This window comes from Collinsella sp. TF12-2AT, from assembly GCF_003436735.1.
Lineage (GTDB): Bacteria > Actinomycetota > Coriobacteriia > Coriobacteriales > Coriobacteriaceae > Collinsella.
In genome coordinates, this window is sequence record NZ_QSQK01000012.1 from 37,742 (window position 1) to 54,800 (window position 17,059).

Annotated in this window: 12 protein-coding genes; all 12 read left to right on the forward strand. The window is 53.4% G+C overall.

Annotation, left to right across the window (positions count from 1 at the left end; genetic code table 11):
* Positions 1 to 605, forward strand: a 605-nt coding sequence (locus DXD24_RS08210; protein WP_117646536.1) for a dTDP-glucose 4,6-dehydratase, incomplete at its 5' end; no start/stop codon positions are given.
* A gap of 13 nt (positions 606 to 618) precedes the next feature.
* Positions 619 to 2,073, forward strand: a complete 1,455-nt coding sequence (locus tag DXD24_RS08215) for a sugar nucleotide-binding protein (RefSeq protein WP_117646522.1) — start codon at positions 619 to 621, stop codon at positions 2,071 to 2,073.
* A gap of 762 nt (positions 2,074 to 2,835) precedes the next feature.
* A complete protein-coding gene (locus DXD24_RS08220; RefSeq protein ID WP_055287434.1) occupies positions 2,836 to 3,471 on the forward strand; it encodes a HEPN domain-containing protein in 636 nt (211 codons plus the stop codon).
* 1,549 nt (positions 3,472 to 5,020) lie between these two features.
* Complete coding sequence (locus DXD24_RS08235) at positions 5,021 to 6,817, forward strand: P-loop NTPase fold protein (protein ID WP_158548964.1); 1,797 nt, start codon at positions 5,021 to 5,023, stop codon at positions 6,815 to 6,817.
* Positions 6,818 to 7,092: 275 nt separating this feature from the next.
* Positions 7,093 to 7,938 (forward strand): hypothetical protein, encoded by an 846-nt coding sequence (locus DXD24_RS10130; protein ID WP_055287428.1) that lies wholly within the window; start codon positions 7,093 to 7,095, stop codon positions 7,936 to 7,938.
* A gap of 11 nt (positions 7,939 to 7,949) precedes the next feature.
* Positions 7,950 to 9,158 carry an AAA family ATPase gene (locus tag DXD24_RS08245; RefSeq protein WP_158548965.1) on the forward strand — a complete coding sequence of 403 codons (1,209 nt, stop codon included), beginning with the start codon at positions 7,950 to 7,952 and terminating at the stop codon, positions 9,156 to 9,158.
* A gap of 318 nt (positions 9,159 to 9,476) precedes the next feature.
* The gene (locus DXD24_RS08250; protein ID WP_117646524.1) at positions 9,477 to 10,571 is read left to right on the forward strand and encodes a hypothetical protein; all 1,095 of its coding nucleotides are present in this window, start codon (positions 9,477 to 9,479) and stop codon (positions 10,569 to 10,571) included.
* A 556-nt stretch (positions 10,572 to 11,127) separates the two neighbouring features.
* The gene (locus DXD24_RS10035; RefSeq protein WP_124786174.1) at positions 11,128 to 11,631 is read left to right on the forward strand and encodes a hypothetical protein; all 504 of its coding nucleotides are present in this window, start codon (positions 11,128 to 11,130) and stop codon (positions 11,629 to 11,631) included.
* Position 11,632: 1 nt separating this feature from the next.
* Complete coding sequence (locus DXD24_RS08255; RefSeq protein WP_055250181.1) at positions 11,633 to 12,409, forward strand: DUF1828 domain-containing protein; 777 nt, start codon at positions 11,633 to 11,635, stop codon at positions 12,407 to 12,409.
* Positions 12,410 to 12,718: 309 nt separating this feature from the next.
* Positions 12,719 to 12,844, forward strand: coding sequence for a hypothetical protein (locus DXD24_RS10305; RefSeq protein WP_255413158.1), 126 nt, complete (start codon positions 12,719 to 12,721; stop codon positions 12,842 to 12,844).
* A gap of 1,192 nt (positions 12,845 to 14,036) precedes the next feature.
* Positions 14,037 to 15,662 (forward strand): reverse transcriptase domain-containing protein, encoded by a 1,626-nt coding sequence (locus tag DXD24_RS08260; RefSeq protein ID WP_158548966.1) that lies wholly within the window; start codon positions 14,037 to 14,039, stop codon positions 15,660 to 15,662.
* 1,155 nt (positions 15,663 to 16,817) lie between these two features.
* Positions 16,818 to 17,042: a hypothetical protein gene (locus DXD24_RS08265; RefSeq protein ID WP_117646525.1), complete on the forward strand. Its 225-nt coding sequence runs from the start codon at positions 16,818 to 16,820 to the stop codon at positions 17,040 to 17,042.
* Positions 17,043 to 17,059 lie beyond the last annotated feature (17 nt).

Consider the following 17,059-nt stretch of genomic DNA (forward strand, 5'->3'; position numbering starts at 1 on the left):
ACCCCGCGAAGTTCACCGAGGAGACGCCGTACCACCCGAGCTCGCCGTACAGCTCGACCAAGGCTTCCTCCGACATGCTCGTGCGCGCATGGACCCGTACCTACGGCCTTCGCGCCACGATCTCCAACTGCTCCAACAACTACGGCCCCTACCAGCACGTGGAGAAGTTCATCCCGCGCCAGATCACCAACATAATCGACGGCGTGCGCCCCAAGCTCTACGGGAAGGGCGAGAACGTCCGCGACTGGATCCACACCGAGGACCACTCCAGCGCCGTCTGGGACATCCTCACCAAGGGCCGCACGGGGGAGACCTACCTCATCGGGGCTAATGGCGAGAAGAACAACATCACCGTCCTGCGCATGATCCTGGAGGCCATGGGCCGCGACCCCGAGGACTTCGACTGGGTCGCCGACCGCCCCGGCCACGACCGCCGCTACGCCATCGACTCCACCAAGCTGCAGACCGAGCTCGGCTGGAGGCCGGCGCACACCGACTTCGCCGGGGGCCTCAGGGCCACCATCGACTGGTACGTCGCCAACGAGGCCTGGTGGCGCCCGGCCAAGGAGGCCACCGAGGCCCGCTACCGCGCGCAGGGGCAGTAAGGAGAGCAGAGACATGGCAGACATCGCATTCGAGAAGGACCTCTCCGTCACCGAGACCGGCATCGAGGGCCTGAAGGTCGTCGAACTGGCCGTCCACGGCGACTCGCGCGGTTGGTTCAAGGAGAACTGGCAGCGCGCCAAGATGACCGCCCTGGGCATCCCGGACCTCCGCGTCGTCCAGAACAACATCTCCTACAACGACAGCCGCGGCGTCACCCGCGGCATCCACGCCGAGCCCTGGGACAAGTTCATCTCCGTGGCCCGCGGCAGCGTCTTCGGCGCCTGGGTGGACCTGCGCGAGGGCAGCGCCACCTACGGCAAGGTCTACACGACCGTGCTCGACCCCTCGAAGGCCATCTACGTGCCGCGCGGCGTGGGCAACTCCTTCCAGGCCCTGGAGGACGGCACCGCCTACACCTACCTGGTGGACGCCCACTGGTCGCCGGAGCTCAAGAGGACCTACACCTTCGTGAACCTCGCCGACCCCGAGCTCGCCATCGAGTGGCCCATCCCGCTCGACGAGGCCACCGTCTCCGATGCCGACCTCAACCACCCGATGCTCAAGGACGTCGTCCCCATGGCGCCGAAGCGCACCCTCGTCACCGGCTGCAACGGCCAGTTGGGCCATGCGGTCCGCGCGCTGGCGGAGGAGCGCGGCGTCGCGAAGGACTTCGACTTCTGCGACATCGACACCTTCGACATGTCCGACCCGGACGCCTACGTACAGTACGACTGGTCGCTCTACGGCACCGTGATCAACTGCGGTGCCTACACGGCCGTGGATAAAGCGGAGACCCCCGAGGGCCGTGTCATCGCCTGGAAGGCCAACGCGACCGGCCCGGCGCTCCTCGCCCGCACCTGCGCCGAGCACGGCATCACGCTCGTGCACGTCTCCTCCGACTACGTCTTTGACGGCACCGCCGAGGTCCATGACGAGGACGAGCCCCTCAGCCCACTGTCCGTCTACGGCCAGACCAAGGCGGCAGGCGACATCGCCGTGGCCGGCTGCCCGCGCCACTACATCATGCGCTCGAGCTGGGTCATCGGCGAGGGGCACAACTTCGTCAAGACCATGAAGGCGCTGTCCGACCGCGTCGCCGACCCGGGGGATAAGCTCACCCAGATCACCGTCGTTGACGACCAGCTGGGACGCCTGACCTTCACGCGCGACATGGCCGCGGCCATCTTCCACGTGCTGGAGAACAAGGCCCCCTACGGCACCTACGGCTGCACCGGCAGCGGCCGCGTCGCCTCCTGGGCCGAAATCGCGCGTGAGGTCTTCGAGGCCGCCAACGGCAACGGCGGCAAGGTGGTCCCGGTCTCCACGGCCGACTACTACGCCAGCGCCGCCGGCCCCATCGCACCGCGCCCGGTCCACTCCGCGCTCGACCTGTCCAAGCTGGAGTCCGCAGGCTTCGACATGCCCGACTGGGAGGAAGAGCTGGGGGAGTACCTCAAGACGCTCTAGTCGCTCTTAATAAATATGCGAGAATCAAAGCCGCCGTTCTTTAACGGCGGCTTTTCTTGTGCCTGGCGTATAGCTCTGTGCCGGTAAGTGCGGTGGTGGTCACCAAGCGAGAACAGCCTGTCGAGCTCATGCTAGGAGTTCGCGACGGGGCGGTTGACGGCGACCTGCCCGTCCCGGGTGAGCATGCAGGCCCAGTGGAAGGACTTCCCGACATCGAGCTAGAGGACGGCCCTCCTCGCGGGCGCTGCGTTGTTGGCCATGGTATCCTCCAATCGTCGGTCGATCGGAAGCCGTTTCCCGCGACACCCACATTACCTGGCCGTGGCCATCTTCCCTGAGGTCCGGCAGTTTCCTATCAGTCGTCTGAAACGGCGACGCCTGCGTCGGCAATACCCCCCGGGACCTCTTCGGGGCAGGGAAAGACGGCCGTACGCGGGCGCCCGATCGGCGGCCCAGACGGGCTTGCTTGCATCGTATGCGACACCGGGAAATGCATCAACGGGGTATCGAATAGCTCGTTTCTGACTGTAATGGGGCTTCGTCGCCGGTCGAGCAAAGTAGCCGGACCTTATGCGCTCTGGAGCGTTATCCATCTCGTAACGTTTCCCCGCCATTCATGGGCGTCTGAGTTTCTGGCATCGCTGTGGGCACCGCATCAGCTCAGATGTACTATCTATTGGTCTATTATGGCGAGGCTGTGGACGAGTTCATCGACTCGAAGTCGGGGGCGAGGATAGACGCGAAGACAGGAGGGATTCTCTGATGGATAGCGTGTTCAATGACCATGTGTTCCCTAAATACAAGGATCAACAGGTCATGAAGCCTCAGATGCATGGCTTCAATGACCCCACTTTGAGGAATTTCATGCTGTTGGACTCGTCTGCCCTGGTGAAAGACGAGCTTAAAGCCGACAGGTTCGACGATGAGTTCATTAGATCCTTCCTCAATGCCGCCAAGGAGCTTGCGGCCGCCGGGAGGAGAGCGACCGACAGGCCGGGCATGTATGTGATGCTGGAACATTCCTACGCGATTCCGGTGATGTTCCTCACAAGGCACTGTATTGAGCTTTCAATCAAGAGGGCGATAAAAAGATGTGGGGCTAAGCCTAAGAAAGACCACAGCCTTACAAACCTGTGGAACTCCTTGCTCTCGAGGTTTCCGGGGCAAAAGTGCCGTGAAGACAATACAACCATCAAGAACATGGGTGCTTTTGTAAAAGCCATTGCCGAAATCGATGACAACGGCATCAGTCTCCGCTATCCGCAGGACAAATCAGGCAGACTGACGCAGGACAGGCCGCTATTCGTGAATGACGAGGAAGTTGTCTCGTATTTGGAGAAGTTCGTAGAGCAGCTTCAGCTGATTGACTTCGATTATCTTGTCGAGAATGGTAAATAAGTGGTTGGAAGCTGGTCTTTATCGTTTGTAAAACCAGTGGTTGGAATCATGGTTGTATTAGCCGGTTAATCAGAACAGCTGTTGATTATTTTTTAACAGCTTAATTAAGATATCTGTAATTTATGCATAAAAGGTAGTGAATTGCTACCTTTACCATATGGATCTGTGAGTAAGTGCTTCGAGATGATGATGCCGATCTCGCTTCAATTTATGGGTGTATCGAAAAATAAGGGCGGAGTCGCTCTCGCGTTCCCGCCCCGCAAACCCGAATGATTCTGACTTTCCCGTTATCCGGAACGGCCGGGAAAGTTCGCGTCTCAGTCCGGAAAACCCAATGCTTAAAGCGACGATGCCAAGGGGCTACTCGGTCAGCTTCTTGCATCCGTACCAGGTCAAGGGGAGGGGCAGCCTGTAGAACGAGGTCGGCTCCATAGGGATCTCCTCGAGACTTCCGTTGCCTCGCCGAACCCACGAAGTTCCGTTTGCGTCGGTGAAAGCCGTTTCGGGTGCCGTGCGTACTCCCATTCCGTGCCCTTCCGTCGGGAGCCATGTGTACCATGCTCCAGGAGGAAGCGTGCCGACGCAGACGCGGTCGGGAAAAGCGGGACGGTTGTCCTCTCCTTTGAAAGAGGGGCCGGCTCCGCTAATCCCGACACAGGTGACGATTACGTCGTAGACGGGGGACTCGCTTTCGTTTCGAAGCACGACTAACTGCCAGACGAATCGATTGTCCTTGGGCTGATCGGTTCGGTTTCGACCCCCTTCGTACCATGCCGATATGCGGGATGGCTGATACCGCTTGATGTCGTCCTCCCTGTTCCTTTTGTTCTGGCTGCTTTGCCGCAATGCGGCAATCAAGGTCCCCAAGGTAAAGAATCCGATGAATGCTTGGACAATCAGATTGGCGATGTCTATTTTGTTGTCAAAAGTCACTGGATGGTCACCGGCTTAGCGTCGTGGGGCGATACTTCTAACTCCGAATAATAAGGGATGATCGATGGTTGCCGTTTCGTAAGCGTATAAATGGGTGCGTCTCAACAGCTTGTTTTTCTTAAGGCAAACATGCTGCAACGCCAATTCAAAGAGGTTGCGGTGATGCAAGCAAACGCCAATCGCAGGAACAAATGGGCCGACCGCATCGAGCGGTGCCTCTCGTCCAACATGAGCGGGAGACTGAGTAAGCTCAACCACTTGAGAGAGTCGCGCCTTTACAGGTGGTTTGCCAGATTCAGAAAAGAGGAGCCGCAACGCTTCCCCCGTAGGAACGCCGCCACGGCGAACTAGCTTGAAATCACAAGGGGCGGCATCACCGACGCGAAGTCATCGTGCCCGCGACAAACGGATCTTCTCCGATGGCCTCGGCCGCTAGCGCAGATCTAGCATCGAGTGAGTATTTGCACGTTTCCGTACCGCGAATATTGGGGGGGCGCTCAAATACTCATTCGATCGAGCTTATGCCATCATTGTTGTGAACGGGGCGACCTCGGTTGCGGTTTGATCTAGCGCAGCGAAGGAAATCTTTCGCTATAAGTTTATGCAGGAGGAAATAATGGAGACATGCCGGTCAAAAGAGCCTGCTGATCAGCTCATCGATCATATTGATTCCTATCTCAAGGATAAGGACAATCAATATGCAATTGCACTTGAGGGAGATTGGGGATCGGGAAAGACCCGATTCATCGAAGGGAAACTCAACGAGTATCTCGAAAAGGGCGAATACAACCTTGTCCGCGTTTCCATGTTCGGAATTGCCACTGCTGATGATCTATGCGAACGTATTGTGATGGCGCTTGTACACCTTAGCGATAAAGGTATGAAGGCGCAAGCTGCTGCCAAAACTATAGGGGGCGCCCTCAACGGTATTTCGAGGGCTTTAATTAAAAGAACGGGATTATCGGTGAATCTCGCCGTCGGGATACAATCCGTTGCCTGCCTAATGCTCAAAAAGAAGCACTTTCTTGTATTCGATGATGTGGAGAGGCGTTCTAAACATAGCGACGATTTGGCGCTATTCGGAACGATGAACGATCTTGTCGAAAGACTTGGATTGAAGGTCATGCTGGTTTCAAATGCCTGGGAAGGAAGTGATGTGCAATCGATGCGAGAGTTCGATAGGGACGTACGCGAAAAGCTAATTTGGAAAGTCTATCCTTTCAAGCCGTGCCCGTCTGCATTGGCCAAAGAAATTCTCATGGGAGATTGTCGCCCATCGGAAGACCTTGATATGCATAGCGCCATACTTGCGGGGGTAGAGGCCAGCGGATGCGTAAATGCTCGGGCAATGATTCGTGCTCATGAGCTAATCAGAAGAATTTGCAGCCTTGAGGTGCTTCAAAATACAGGAATTGCACTTCAAAACCGGTTTTACGCTCTACGGGACGCAGTCCATTTTGCTTTGTTGACCTCCATGGGGAACGCACCTTCCATGCCACAAAACGGAAAGCCAGAGGAATGGCTCAGTCCGGAGGCGCTGGAATACGATCGCAGAGTGTCTCTTTACGAGCAATACTCTGATTTCTCCGTGATAGGTAAGGCATTCGACCCTTCAGGCGATGTAGATATTGAAGATCTCGAACAAGGGTTTAAAACATACATTTGGAAACGGTACCCGAGCAACCGCGATACCCTCGAAGTTAGGGAGATCGCTAAAAGTATGCGGTGCGCTTACGATCTTGATGACGATAATGTAGATGGCCTCGCGCAGCGTTACTATGATTTAGTTACTAGAGCACATTATTCAGTCGATTGTTTGCACGACGTGCTCGAGGTTTATTACCTGCTATCTGACCTCAAATGGGAATGTCCATTTTCGCAAAATGACTTTATCAAATATTGCAAGAAAGTGATCGATGCCGATCTAGACAAAGCTTCTGAGCTCCTCTCTGGACCAGTATTTAGTGCAGACGAAAGGCGGAAAAGACGGGCGCTCGCCGAAGAACTTGAGCGTTATGCTCGGACAGAGCTGAATAAAAAGATGTCGAGTCAGTTGATGATATCTGAGGGAGCGGAGGGACTGACGGGCAGGGAGATTGCTCGACTTCTCAACGATGCTGCAGAACGCGATGTCAAAGTGTTGGTTAATGCTAGTCCGAGAGTCATTGTCGAGTCATTTTGTAGAGAAGATGCGGCGAATCAAGAGGCGCTTCGCAAGTTCTTTGTGCATCTTCATAACGTTTGGATTCCGGGTGGGGTGCCATCGGCGGATTTAGTTGAATGGATACTTGAGATAAAGACTGCACTGGAAGAAACGAACGTTGAAACGAAAACTGGATCAATGAGAAGGCGTTTGTTCTTGAGAAATCTGGAGGAGCTTGAGAGCCGATTTGGGTATCCCGTACAGAAGTAGCACCGATGCTCCACTTGCCGTGCGCTTCAGTGCCAGCGGTCTTGTTTTGCGCTTGCGCGGTGCCGGCTTGATTTCATTTGTTGCATAGATTGAAGGATGCGCCAGTCACGTCTTCTTCGCCGTGCTCACGGTCTTCTGTCCGTCTCGGCTGCATGGTGGGTCCGATTGCTTTTTCGGAGTGGCAATGATACGTATGGTGTGAAACGGATGGTACGCGGATAACGAGGGGCGGAAACAACGACAGCCCCACGCTAAAGGAAAGGAGCGGAGGAACTATGCCAGAAAATAAAATACCAGGCCTCTTCACCGTCTACTACATGAATCAGCAGAAGGTGTTCGAGACGAGGATGCTCCTGGACAACAAACTCAAGACTACAAGCTCCAAGGAAAACCAGAACGGGACGACAAAGAGAGCATCATTGAACGCCGAAGCGGAGCTCAACCCTCCCTTTCTGACGAAACTCAGGGCAAAACTCGAAGGAAGCGTCAGGCACGAAAAACAAGAGAAGATCGTGGACACCCTCGAATACGTGAACACAAATAGCCGGATGCTCGCCGACATAATGGAGCATTGCAAAGCCCCCGAAAGCGGAACAACGCTTGCAGAAGGCGACCTCGCATACATCGGCGATGTCTCGCTGGAGCTCATCAATGAGGAGGAGATTCGAGGCATCATGGCAATCATGAGCGGGACCTTCGACGGAATCACCGTCTCCGATGCCGGAGACCTCGACATCGGCCACATGATGCAATCCTTCATAGGAGACGGCGCAGCCTTCAAGCTCAGAGGAAACCGCGCAAGAAGAAGAACGCCGCTGTACGCGAAGATTCCCCTCGATGGAGAAGAAATGTTCGAAAGCGGGTACACAATCGACGACCTGCTCATCGGAAAGGTCGGCATCGTCGGGATATGCAAAGGGAAAATCACCCCGGCCCAGATGAAGAGCCCCCTCGATTACTTCCAACAGCCAGACGACCCGAAACGCACGCCGCAGAACGACATTGTTATATGCGGAAAGAACCCGTCACCCACCGCCATGACCGGCGGCGGCAATCGGGTAGAACAGGGCTATTACATAGACATCCTTGCTGTCATTCAGGCAGTGTCCTTCGAGGCTTGATAGGCAACGCCATGCGCAAACTCGTCACATACAACAAATCCCAGTATAAAGCCCTGATCGACCAGCTCGGAGACGGCGGCTTCAAGTTGATGTCGCTTCTCGAACTACACGGAAGCGACCAAATCTCCGAGCTCCTCTCCGAGAAAAAGCTCGTCGTGGACGTTTCATCACTTGTGGGGTTACTCTCGGGCGATCTTCAGCTGGCATCGAAATTCGAGCTCCTCGTCCACCAGCTACCCTTTGGCACCCTCTTCATCGGAGACGATAAAACCGTGAACGAAGGAGCATACCAATTGAGAACCATGTTCGACGACATTATAGAATGCGACATCGAGATCGATAAGGACGCCCAGAAGGACAAAAGAGTAAAGAGAACACTCGTATCCCTCGACGAACTCGAATTCAAACAGGTCCTCACCACCCTCGAAAGCGAGCTCATAGGCCAGATCGAATTCAAACGCTCCTTCGAATCCCGATCGCGCAGCTTCAGGCTCTTCAACGCGCTCGACGAGCAGCCGGTATTCTCGTTGCTCCTTCTTGGCCCTTCGGGTGTCGGGAAAACAGAAGTCGCCAAGATTCTCTGCGAGGCAATCGCGCCATGCCAGCCCCTCCCTAAAGTCAATCTTGGGAACTACAGCAGCAAGGACTCTCTAAACTCCCTGATTGGCAGCCCGAGAGGATACATGGGAAGCGAAGAAGGCGAGCTGGGAAAGAAGATCGACTCGTCCGATGCCGGAATTCTCCTGGTGGATGAGTTCGAGAAAGCTGAACCCGCCGTCTGGAACTTCTTCCTCGATCTCCTCGAGACAGGATCGTTCACGGACTCCCAAGGGATGGAGCACGATCTCCGCGGGTTCATCATCGTATTCACGACAAACTGCCCCCTCGGGAAGATCAATGAAACTTTCCCGGCAGAACTCCTCTCCCGCTTCAATTTGATGAGCCACTTCTCCAAGCTAAGCGTAAGCGACAAAAAGTTCTTTGTCGAAAGATACGTATCCATGTTTGCCAAGAAGTACAGGGAGACTGCTCCCAGTGGCTTGCCGACATTGCCGGACGACATCGCCGACAGGGCAATGATGGAAATCGACATTGAAGCGACCGAAAACATCCGGATCCTCAAGAACACAACAAGATCTTGGATCAGCGAATTCGTAGAGAAGGCCCGAAAGAGCAGTTCAATCGCGACGCAGCCCTCCATCATCAACACCCAAACATAACGAATATATGTTCTTATTGCATCGCATCTACATTACGAAATTCAGATTGCTTGAGATGTCTTGACGCAAGTTCAGATTCACTTCGGAGTATCATGCTGTCAATTTGAAGGATGCTACCTGCGCTTTTGAAGAATCGAAACGGAGGTTGTAAGCCGATTCTTCCTTTCACCGACTGGCAAAACGATTTACACCTAATTGTGGGAGTTGCCCACGCGATTTCTCCTTGCTCCTGCATCGATCTCGCTAAACTAATAAGTGCTGCCACCAGGGCATTTTCTGGTGCATATTCTATTGGCTCCCGCGAAGATCGGAGCGGGTATGTTTGCTGCCGAGTCCTACACCAGCCGTCATTACATTGCGATTGTTGCCATGGCCTGCCTATGCGTTTTGCTGGGCGGGCCTTCTTATGCTGCGGGTGCGGAGAGCCTCATCATCGCGGGCGCGACATACTACGAGCCGGGCGTGTCGGGCCCCGGCTGGGCCTGGACCGATGCCGACCATCTGGAGCTCAACGGCTACGCGGGCGAGGCCATCGGCGCCGACGGCGACCTGGTGCTGACGCTTGCCGGGCAGAACTCCGTGACGGAGTCGCATGCGCCCGATGCGGACATCACGCTGTGCGGCATGGGGGTGTGGGGCAGCCTGACGCTTCGCGGCACCGGGACCCTGACGGCGACGGGCTCGCAGTGCGGGATCCACGTTTCGCAGGCGCTCGTGGTGGACGGCTGCTCTGTCGATGCGCGGGCGGACGGAGCCGATATTACGGACGAGGCGGTCGCCGGCGTGATCGCCGGCAACATGGCCGTGCGCGGCGGCGGGCGCGTCGTTGCCGCTGGCGCCGGGTCCGGAGCGGGCGTGCGCGCCTACGGCGTGTATCTGCAGGACGCGGGCCTTGGCGATGGCGCGGCCGACTGCCGGCTTTCCGTCGAAGCTTCACGGCTTGATGCTACCGGCGCCGATGGCGGCGTTGCGTGCACGGGCGGCTCGCTTGTGTCCGCACGGTTTGTGACGCCTGCTGGCGGTTCCTTTGGTGCTAGTGGTGTGGTGAATGCCGCCGGTGCGGTGGCACCGCATGTGGTGGTTGAGCCCGAGGGCGCCACGCCTCCGGCGGGGGAGACCGACGGGGTCGATGTGCCTGGATGCGGGGCGGGCGAGCCTTCCGCCGATGCTAACCCCGCTGCCGGAGAGCCCACCACAGGGCCCACGACAAATCCGGCGCTGAAACCAGCGGCCGCGACAACCAAGACAACAACGACAGTAACCAAGACCACGGTCGCCAAGACCACTAAGCCCAAGACGGCTACCACGACAACCGCCACGCTCCCCAAGACCGGCGAGAACTGCTGGATCGCCGCGTCCGTGGCGCTTTTGCTGCTGGGGACAGTGCTGCTCGTCGCCGTACGCCGCTGCTGAAACACTAATTTTTCGGAAGTGCGGGGAAAGCAGAACCTGTCGACCGTAACCCGCTATTTATCAACAAAACCACAGGTCGCGAAAGCGTAAAACCGTGGGCTGGTCAGCAGATCTCGGTTTTATCCCGCACTTCCGGAATTGTCTCCATTAGAGGCCAACCAACAGTCGGCGATTGTATCTCATGCAGTCAGTTAGTTAAAATTGGCCATGATTGCGCTTGCCGACATATCATTCACCATCTCACGCGTGCTACCTCGCTACGATATTCACGAGGCTCATGATGATATAATTTCTACCAAAGCATCGTTTGGCTTGGGATGGATTTAGTTCAGTTCCCGAATGAGGGCAGGCTCTTGGGACCGAGAAATTTTTACTCCTGGGTTCAAGCCTTGCAACTGCCGGCGCATCGATACCTTTTGTTATGCCAAAGTGATACACACATAACGAAGAAAGCCCCTGCGGGAAACGCTTCCGCTACATTTTCGAATATCTGTCCCAGCGAGCATCTATCATAGGATGAGATTACTGGGCAATAGCCATAAGGATTGGAACTGCTGTGAATATCTTCAGCTGGAACGACTTGAATCCAACTGCTCGCGAATACATCTTGATGGCCAAAGATGTGCGTGATATGCAATATCGCAAACAATGGCCTACGCCTGGAGGTAAAACGCTAATCGAACTCGTTGCTAACGAGAATAAAGCCCTTAAGTTTTATCTTGATCTTACAGAGAATAAAAGAAGTTCTTCCTTAATCCTTGGACTTTCCGCTGACAGAAAAAGCACCATGCAGACACGCGTATCGGATCGTCCATTAATTCGTCTTGATTATAGTGATAATCCCGAGGTCCTTCGTCACAGAAATCCAGACGGATCGCTGGTCCTTGGTACTCATGTCCATTTTGATATAGACGGATACGGCGCCAAATGGGCTTGTGGCATCCCAGGTCAAAATATTCTGAAACCTCTGAACGACGATTTTGCATCACTCTTTTGGTCATTTCAGGAAACTTGTAATATTACAGACAAGCTTAAAGTAGAGCTATCTCTGGGGGTGTGAGATGAACGTAGATCAGGCTCGAGGCTTTATCAGCGCATACGCCAAGTTCGTAGAGGCAAATATGGTCCCGGTCCAGCAAGGTAATGGCGTCTGCATCTCCACCCCCATGCTCAATCGAAACAACGATTGCATGCGGGTTTATCTGGGTGATGACCCAGCAGGCGGCTATGTCATTTCTGATCTTGGTGAAACCATCAATGATCTTGAATTGTCTGGATTCACCATGAAAGGACAGCGAATCGATAAGCTCAATTCGATTCTTTCTGGCTTTTCGGTAAAGGAAGAAAAAGGCGAACTGTGTATAACGGCTTCCGGATCTGACCTTCCTATGAAGATGAATATGCTTCTTCAGGCTATGGCCTCTGTTGATGATATGTTCTTGTTATCTCAAAGCAGTGTGAGAAACCTCTTCACTGAAGATGTCGGCAATTGGCTGCTTGATAATGAAATCCCTTATGTTCCTGGCCCGTCTTTCCAGGGCAGATCCGGACTTTCGTTTAAATTTGACTATGCAATTGGTAAAAACAAGAGAAGACCCATGCGCCTTATTAAAACGGTAAATAATCCTGGTAAGCAAGGCATTCAAAATGCATTATTTGGATGGGAAGACATTAAGTCGGCACGCAACGATTGCGAAGGAGTCGTTTTTCTCAACTCCACCAACACTAAAGATGGTGTTGTCTCCCCCGAGTCTATCGAAGCTTGCAAAAACTACGGACTTACTCCAATCATTTGGGGCGTCGATCAAGACTCCTATGTTCCCATGCTCGCTGCATAGGCGGTTTAATTTTGAAATGCTCATGCAAGCTGATGAATGGCAATTAGGCATGCCTTGCTACTCATTCCATTCGTCTGTATGCTTTACTCAGTTTTTGTTCGTAAGGCGCGACCAATGAAATCAAAAGAACGACTACCGCGAAGATCTTGGTTGCAGAGCACGACCAATGCAATATAAATAATGCTCGCGAAGATGACGCCTTCAACTGCTTAGGTTGAAGGCGTCTTGATTTACAAGCGGTATCGACTTAACCTGTGCAGCTGAGGGTAATTCGCGTTTTTCCTGCCGGAAGCATACTACGTGCCGAGCGTGTCGGGCCCCGGATGGGCCTGGACCGATGCTGACCACCTGGAGTTTAACGGCTACGTGGCTGAGGCCATCGGCGCAGATGGCGACATGGTGCTGACGTTTACCGGGCAAAACTCCGTGATATAGTCGCATGCGACCGATGCGGTCATCACGCTATGCGACATGGAAGTGTGGGGCAACCAGGCACTTCGCGGTACCGGGACCCTGACGGCGACGAGCCCCCAGTGCATGATAACGTTTCACAGGCGTTCGCGTTGGACGTTGCACCGTCGATGCCTCGTGGCTGGATACGACCGGTGCCGATGGCAGCGTTGCGCGCACGGGCGGCTCGCTTGTGTCTGCGCGGTTTGTGGTGCCTTCCGGCGGGGTCTTTGGTGCTGAGGTGGGTAGATGCTGCCGGGGGCCGTGGCCGCGTATGTGGTGATTGGACCCGTTGTGGCCACGCCACCGGCTGTGTGGAGACCGATGGATGCGGCGCGTGGGTGGCAGGGCGGGCTAGCCTGCTGGCGGTGCCGGTCATGTTGCAGGGCAGCCCGGTGCTTGGTAGTTGACGGACCTCGTAGCGAAGCCCACGAACGCAGCGCCCAAGACAATCACAACGACCAGGCCACGGTGGCCACGTCGTCCAAGCCCAAGACTGCCACCGCGACAACTTTAGCTCTTCTCAAAACCGGCGACAACAACTGGATTACTGCTACCTTTACACTGCTTTTTCCGGGAATAGTGTTTCTAGGTGCAGCATATTATTGCTGAAACACTTTTTGAATTTTCTAGCTTAGGCACCACCAAGTACCGTGAAATGGTACCGCCAATATTGAGCTTAGTCCCCGGTGAATTATTTTTACCTGCGATCCGCCCCAGGGAGCCGCTGTATGTCGACCTTGCATATGTCGACTTTGACCGCGTTGAGCGCGATCCCGCCCATGATTGCATGCGTATTGATTCCGCCGCCGGGTCTTGAGTTCCACTCCCTCTTCTTGAACTATCTGTAGAAGACCGGTGAAGAGGTGCCTCGCCTCGCTTCATTAGCTCAAAATGCATCGACCGTCTATTAGTTGCGAACGATGTTCAATTATCAATGCAGAAGGCACCTTCGGCCTTAGGGGTCATTCCTGTATTCAGGGTTCCTGATTTGACACAGTTACCTAATTTTGAATTTGCATCAAATGGATGACTGGTAAAATACACTTCATAGCCGGTTCGAATTAGCGTTTGCGCATCGCAATCGGATATGTGTTGTTTGCACATTATATTCTGCTACGTGTCTATTAAGTACGACTCTACGGAGGAACCGGCTATCAACTTTAAGGAAAATCTGATGCTCAACGAGCTGCAGTCGAAGACAGATCTGGCAGGGTTTCTTGGCCTGTCTATAGAAAAGCTTGATTTCTTTGTCAATTCATCCTCCATGTATGACCTATACAGAAATAAATTGATTCCTAAAAGAAATGGCGGCTATCGAGAGCTATTAATCCCAAGATCTGATTTAAAAAAGGTTCAACGAATTATCGCTAAAGAGCTAGAAAAAAGCTACAACCCTTTGCCTTGTGTGCACGGTTTTGTAAAGGGTCGATCAATACAAACAAATGCTGAGACCCATATTGGCTCACAAGTAATTGCTGGCATTGATATTAAGGATTTCTTTCCTTCAATCTCATCTAAACGGGTATATGGCCTTCTTGTTTCGAAGAAGTTAGGTCTCACCCCTGAAGTTGCATTCTGCATTTCTAGACTTGTCGCCACACCAAAAGGGCTCCCTCAGGGAGCTCCCTCATCCCCTTTAATTTCGAACATGATTTGCCTTGGCATGGACAAACAGCTTATGCATCTATCGCATGAGTATCATTATCAATACACGCGATATGCCGATGACCTAACGTTCTCTTTTAAAAGCTCTTTTTATTTTTATCGACACTTTTGCTCAGAGGAAAAGCTCAGGTTGCCCAACAAAATACGAAACGCGATCACTGACTTCCATGGAACCGAGTCATTTGAGATCAACGAAGATAAATCGTTTTACAGTTGCAGTTTCTCAAGACAGCTAGTCACGGGCGTTGTCTGTAACCAAAAGACAAATATAAAGCGCGAGCAATATCGGCGACTCCGCTCAACGCTCCACCGACTAAGCAATAGCGACATTGAAGGCGCGATGGGCTGCTATTACGGTAAATCCATCGCTAAACTCACCGACGCAGAGAGAGGGATATTTCAAGCGGCTCTTCGAGGAAGTCTAAATTTTTATAAGTCTCTTATTAAGAATCCCTGGACATCGGGACCGCTCCTGCGTTTAGGCAGCCTCTACAATAAAACGAAACCAGAAGATACGCCTGTTTTCCCAGTCGCACTTCAGCAAGACTCGCTTCTGTATCTAGAAGGAGAGGATGACAAAGAAACCCCGTTTGAGGGTTTAGGGTTTTACTTAACCGGCTACGGCCTTGTGACGGCGTGGCACGTGATATGCGATGCCGTTTCTCATGACATGGAAAGAAGGGAAATAAAAGTATCCAGCTCAGATAAGACCCCGCTTGCTAAATTTAAATTTAGCAAATCGATCGTTCAAGACAACAAGCGCGATGCTGTAATACTACGAGAAGTTCCTCAAGAAATCTTAAAGAAGATCCCCAAGCTTCCAGCAGTCATGGATTTGCCCGTAAAGGGGGATAAGATCTCCGCTTATCAACAGCATTTTTCCGAATCTAGATTCAGCCTTGAATTGCACAGTGGGGATTTGCTCAGGGTCGGAGATCCAAGCGAAGAGGGCACACTTTGTTATACGAATTGCTCATTTCAGCATGGAATGAGTGGTGGGCCAGTGTTTAATGACTTGGGTCAGGTCATTGGCATAGTACATACTGCAACTGAGCAGGGAAAACTTGGCTCTTTCCTTCCTTTAAGGGATTGTATCCGCTCATCCGATGTTTATGGAGAGTGGCAGGTCTTCTAACTAGATTGTCATACATTCTGGCCCAAAACGCTCATCGCGTCAGACTTGAAACAAGGTGTCTGCTGCTTCTACTTAAACGGTGACAATCGGAAAAGCCATAAGGGGGTGCTGAGTTAGATGCTGGAAAACGGGCCAGTCAGGAAGATATAGAGCGGCGGACTGTATAACATTTCGTTCTAGTACGACTCTGAGACCTATGCGGGAAAGCATGAGGGGAGCGGCTTCTCCGGAAAGATAAAGCTCGCGGATTTCGTCGGTCTGGAGACGGGTGCTTTTTATTTAAGGCAGCGTGCGGACCGATGGGCTCTACTCATGTTCATAGATCAGGCAACCATACTTGGGGGTTACGTTCAACTTGATTATGGCATTCAGTTTGCCTACTCAGAGACACGAGAGGACGGAGCCGTTCGCGTAGCTGTCGAACGCCCGGTTGATTTTGGTGTTTACCACGTTGAACCATCTGCCTGCGGTTAGAAGGTTCAACGTCGAAGGATTTACTACTGATGACCTCAATTTCTTGACAGAATTTATTGATAAAACGCCCCGTTTATCTTTGAGCTCGCCGAACAGCAAAAAGTCGGACCAAAGCCTTCGGCGATGATTTCCTGACGTTCTATTGTTAAATGCCCAGTAAGTTGATTACCAAAATTACTGTCGACACCACTCACCCATGCCGACGACATCGTCTGAATTGTCACGCTGTTGGCGCTTCCCTCGTTAATAGCATCGCTTCTTAGGCCACAACTGGCTGTCGAAACTCCCGTTTTCCGAAATTCGGGGAAAATAGGGGCGGCTGAGCACAACCCGATTTTTGGCAACAATACCGTCGGTCGCAGAAGCGTAAATCCGGGGTTTAGTCGGCTGATCTCTGTTTTCCCGCACTTCCGTATACGACCCCTCGATTAAGGTTATATTAACGCGCGGCGATTACTTCCCATGCAATCGGCGGTAAAATCTCGCCATGGTTACGCTCGCCGATATAGCCTCTGCATTCTCTCGCGTGGACCACACCTGCAACGTCGCCGACCTGATCGACGCAGCTCTAAGAACAGAAGAATTATGAAAGGATTCAAACACCGAAGAGCCTGCAGCATCAAAAGTGTCAGACCGGCGAGATCTGTATCGTAGACATCGTTCGAGAGGGGATGACCGAAAATGACCCGCGCCTACAGTGAAGTTTATCTCGAGGACGCTATGAGAACGCTGGGCGAGGCAGTCGATTTTGCCCTCTGCGACCAGGGACTGACTCCGACCGAACTGACGGCGATCTTGTCAAACGCTTTTGAGATGAAACAGTTTGAGCGCGGTATCCCACGCGTTGTCTGCGGCATGTCGGGCGATGAGCTTGTGCGCGAGATCATTGTCCACGCGGGTCTGTAGCCCGTCGAATTCAGGGA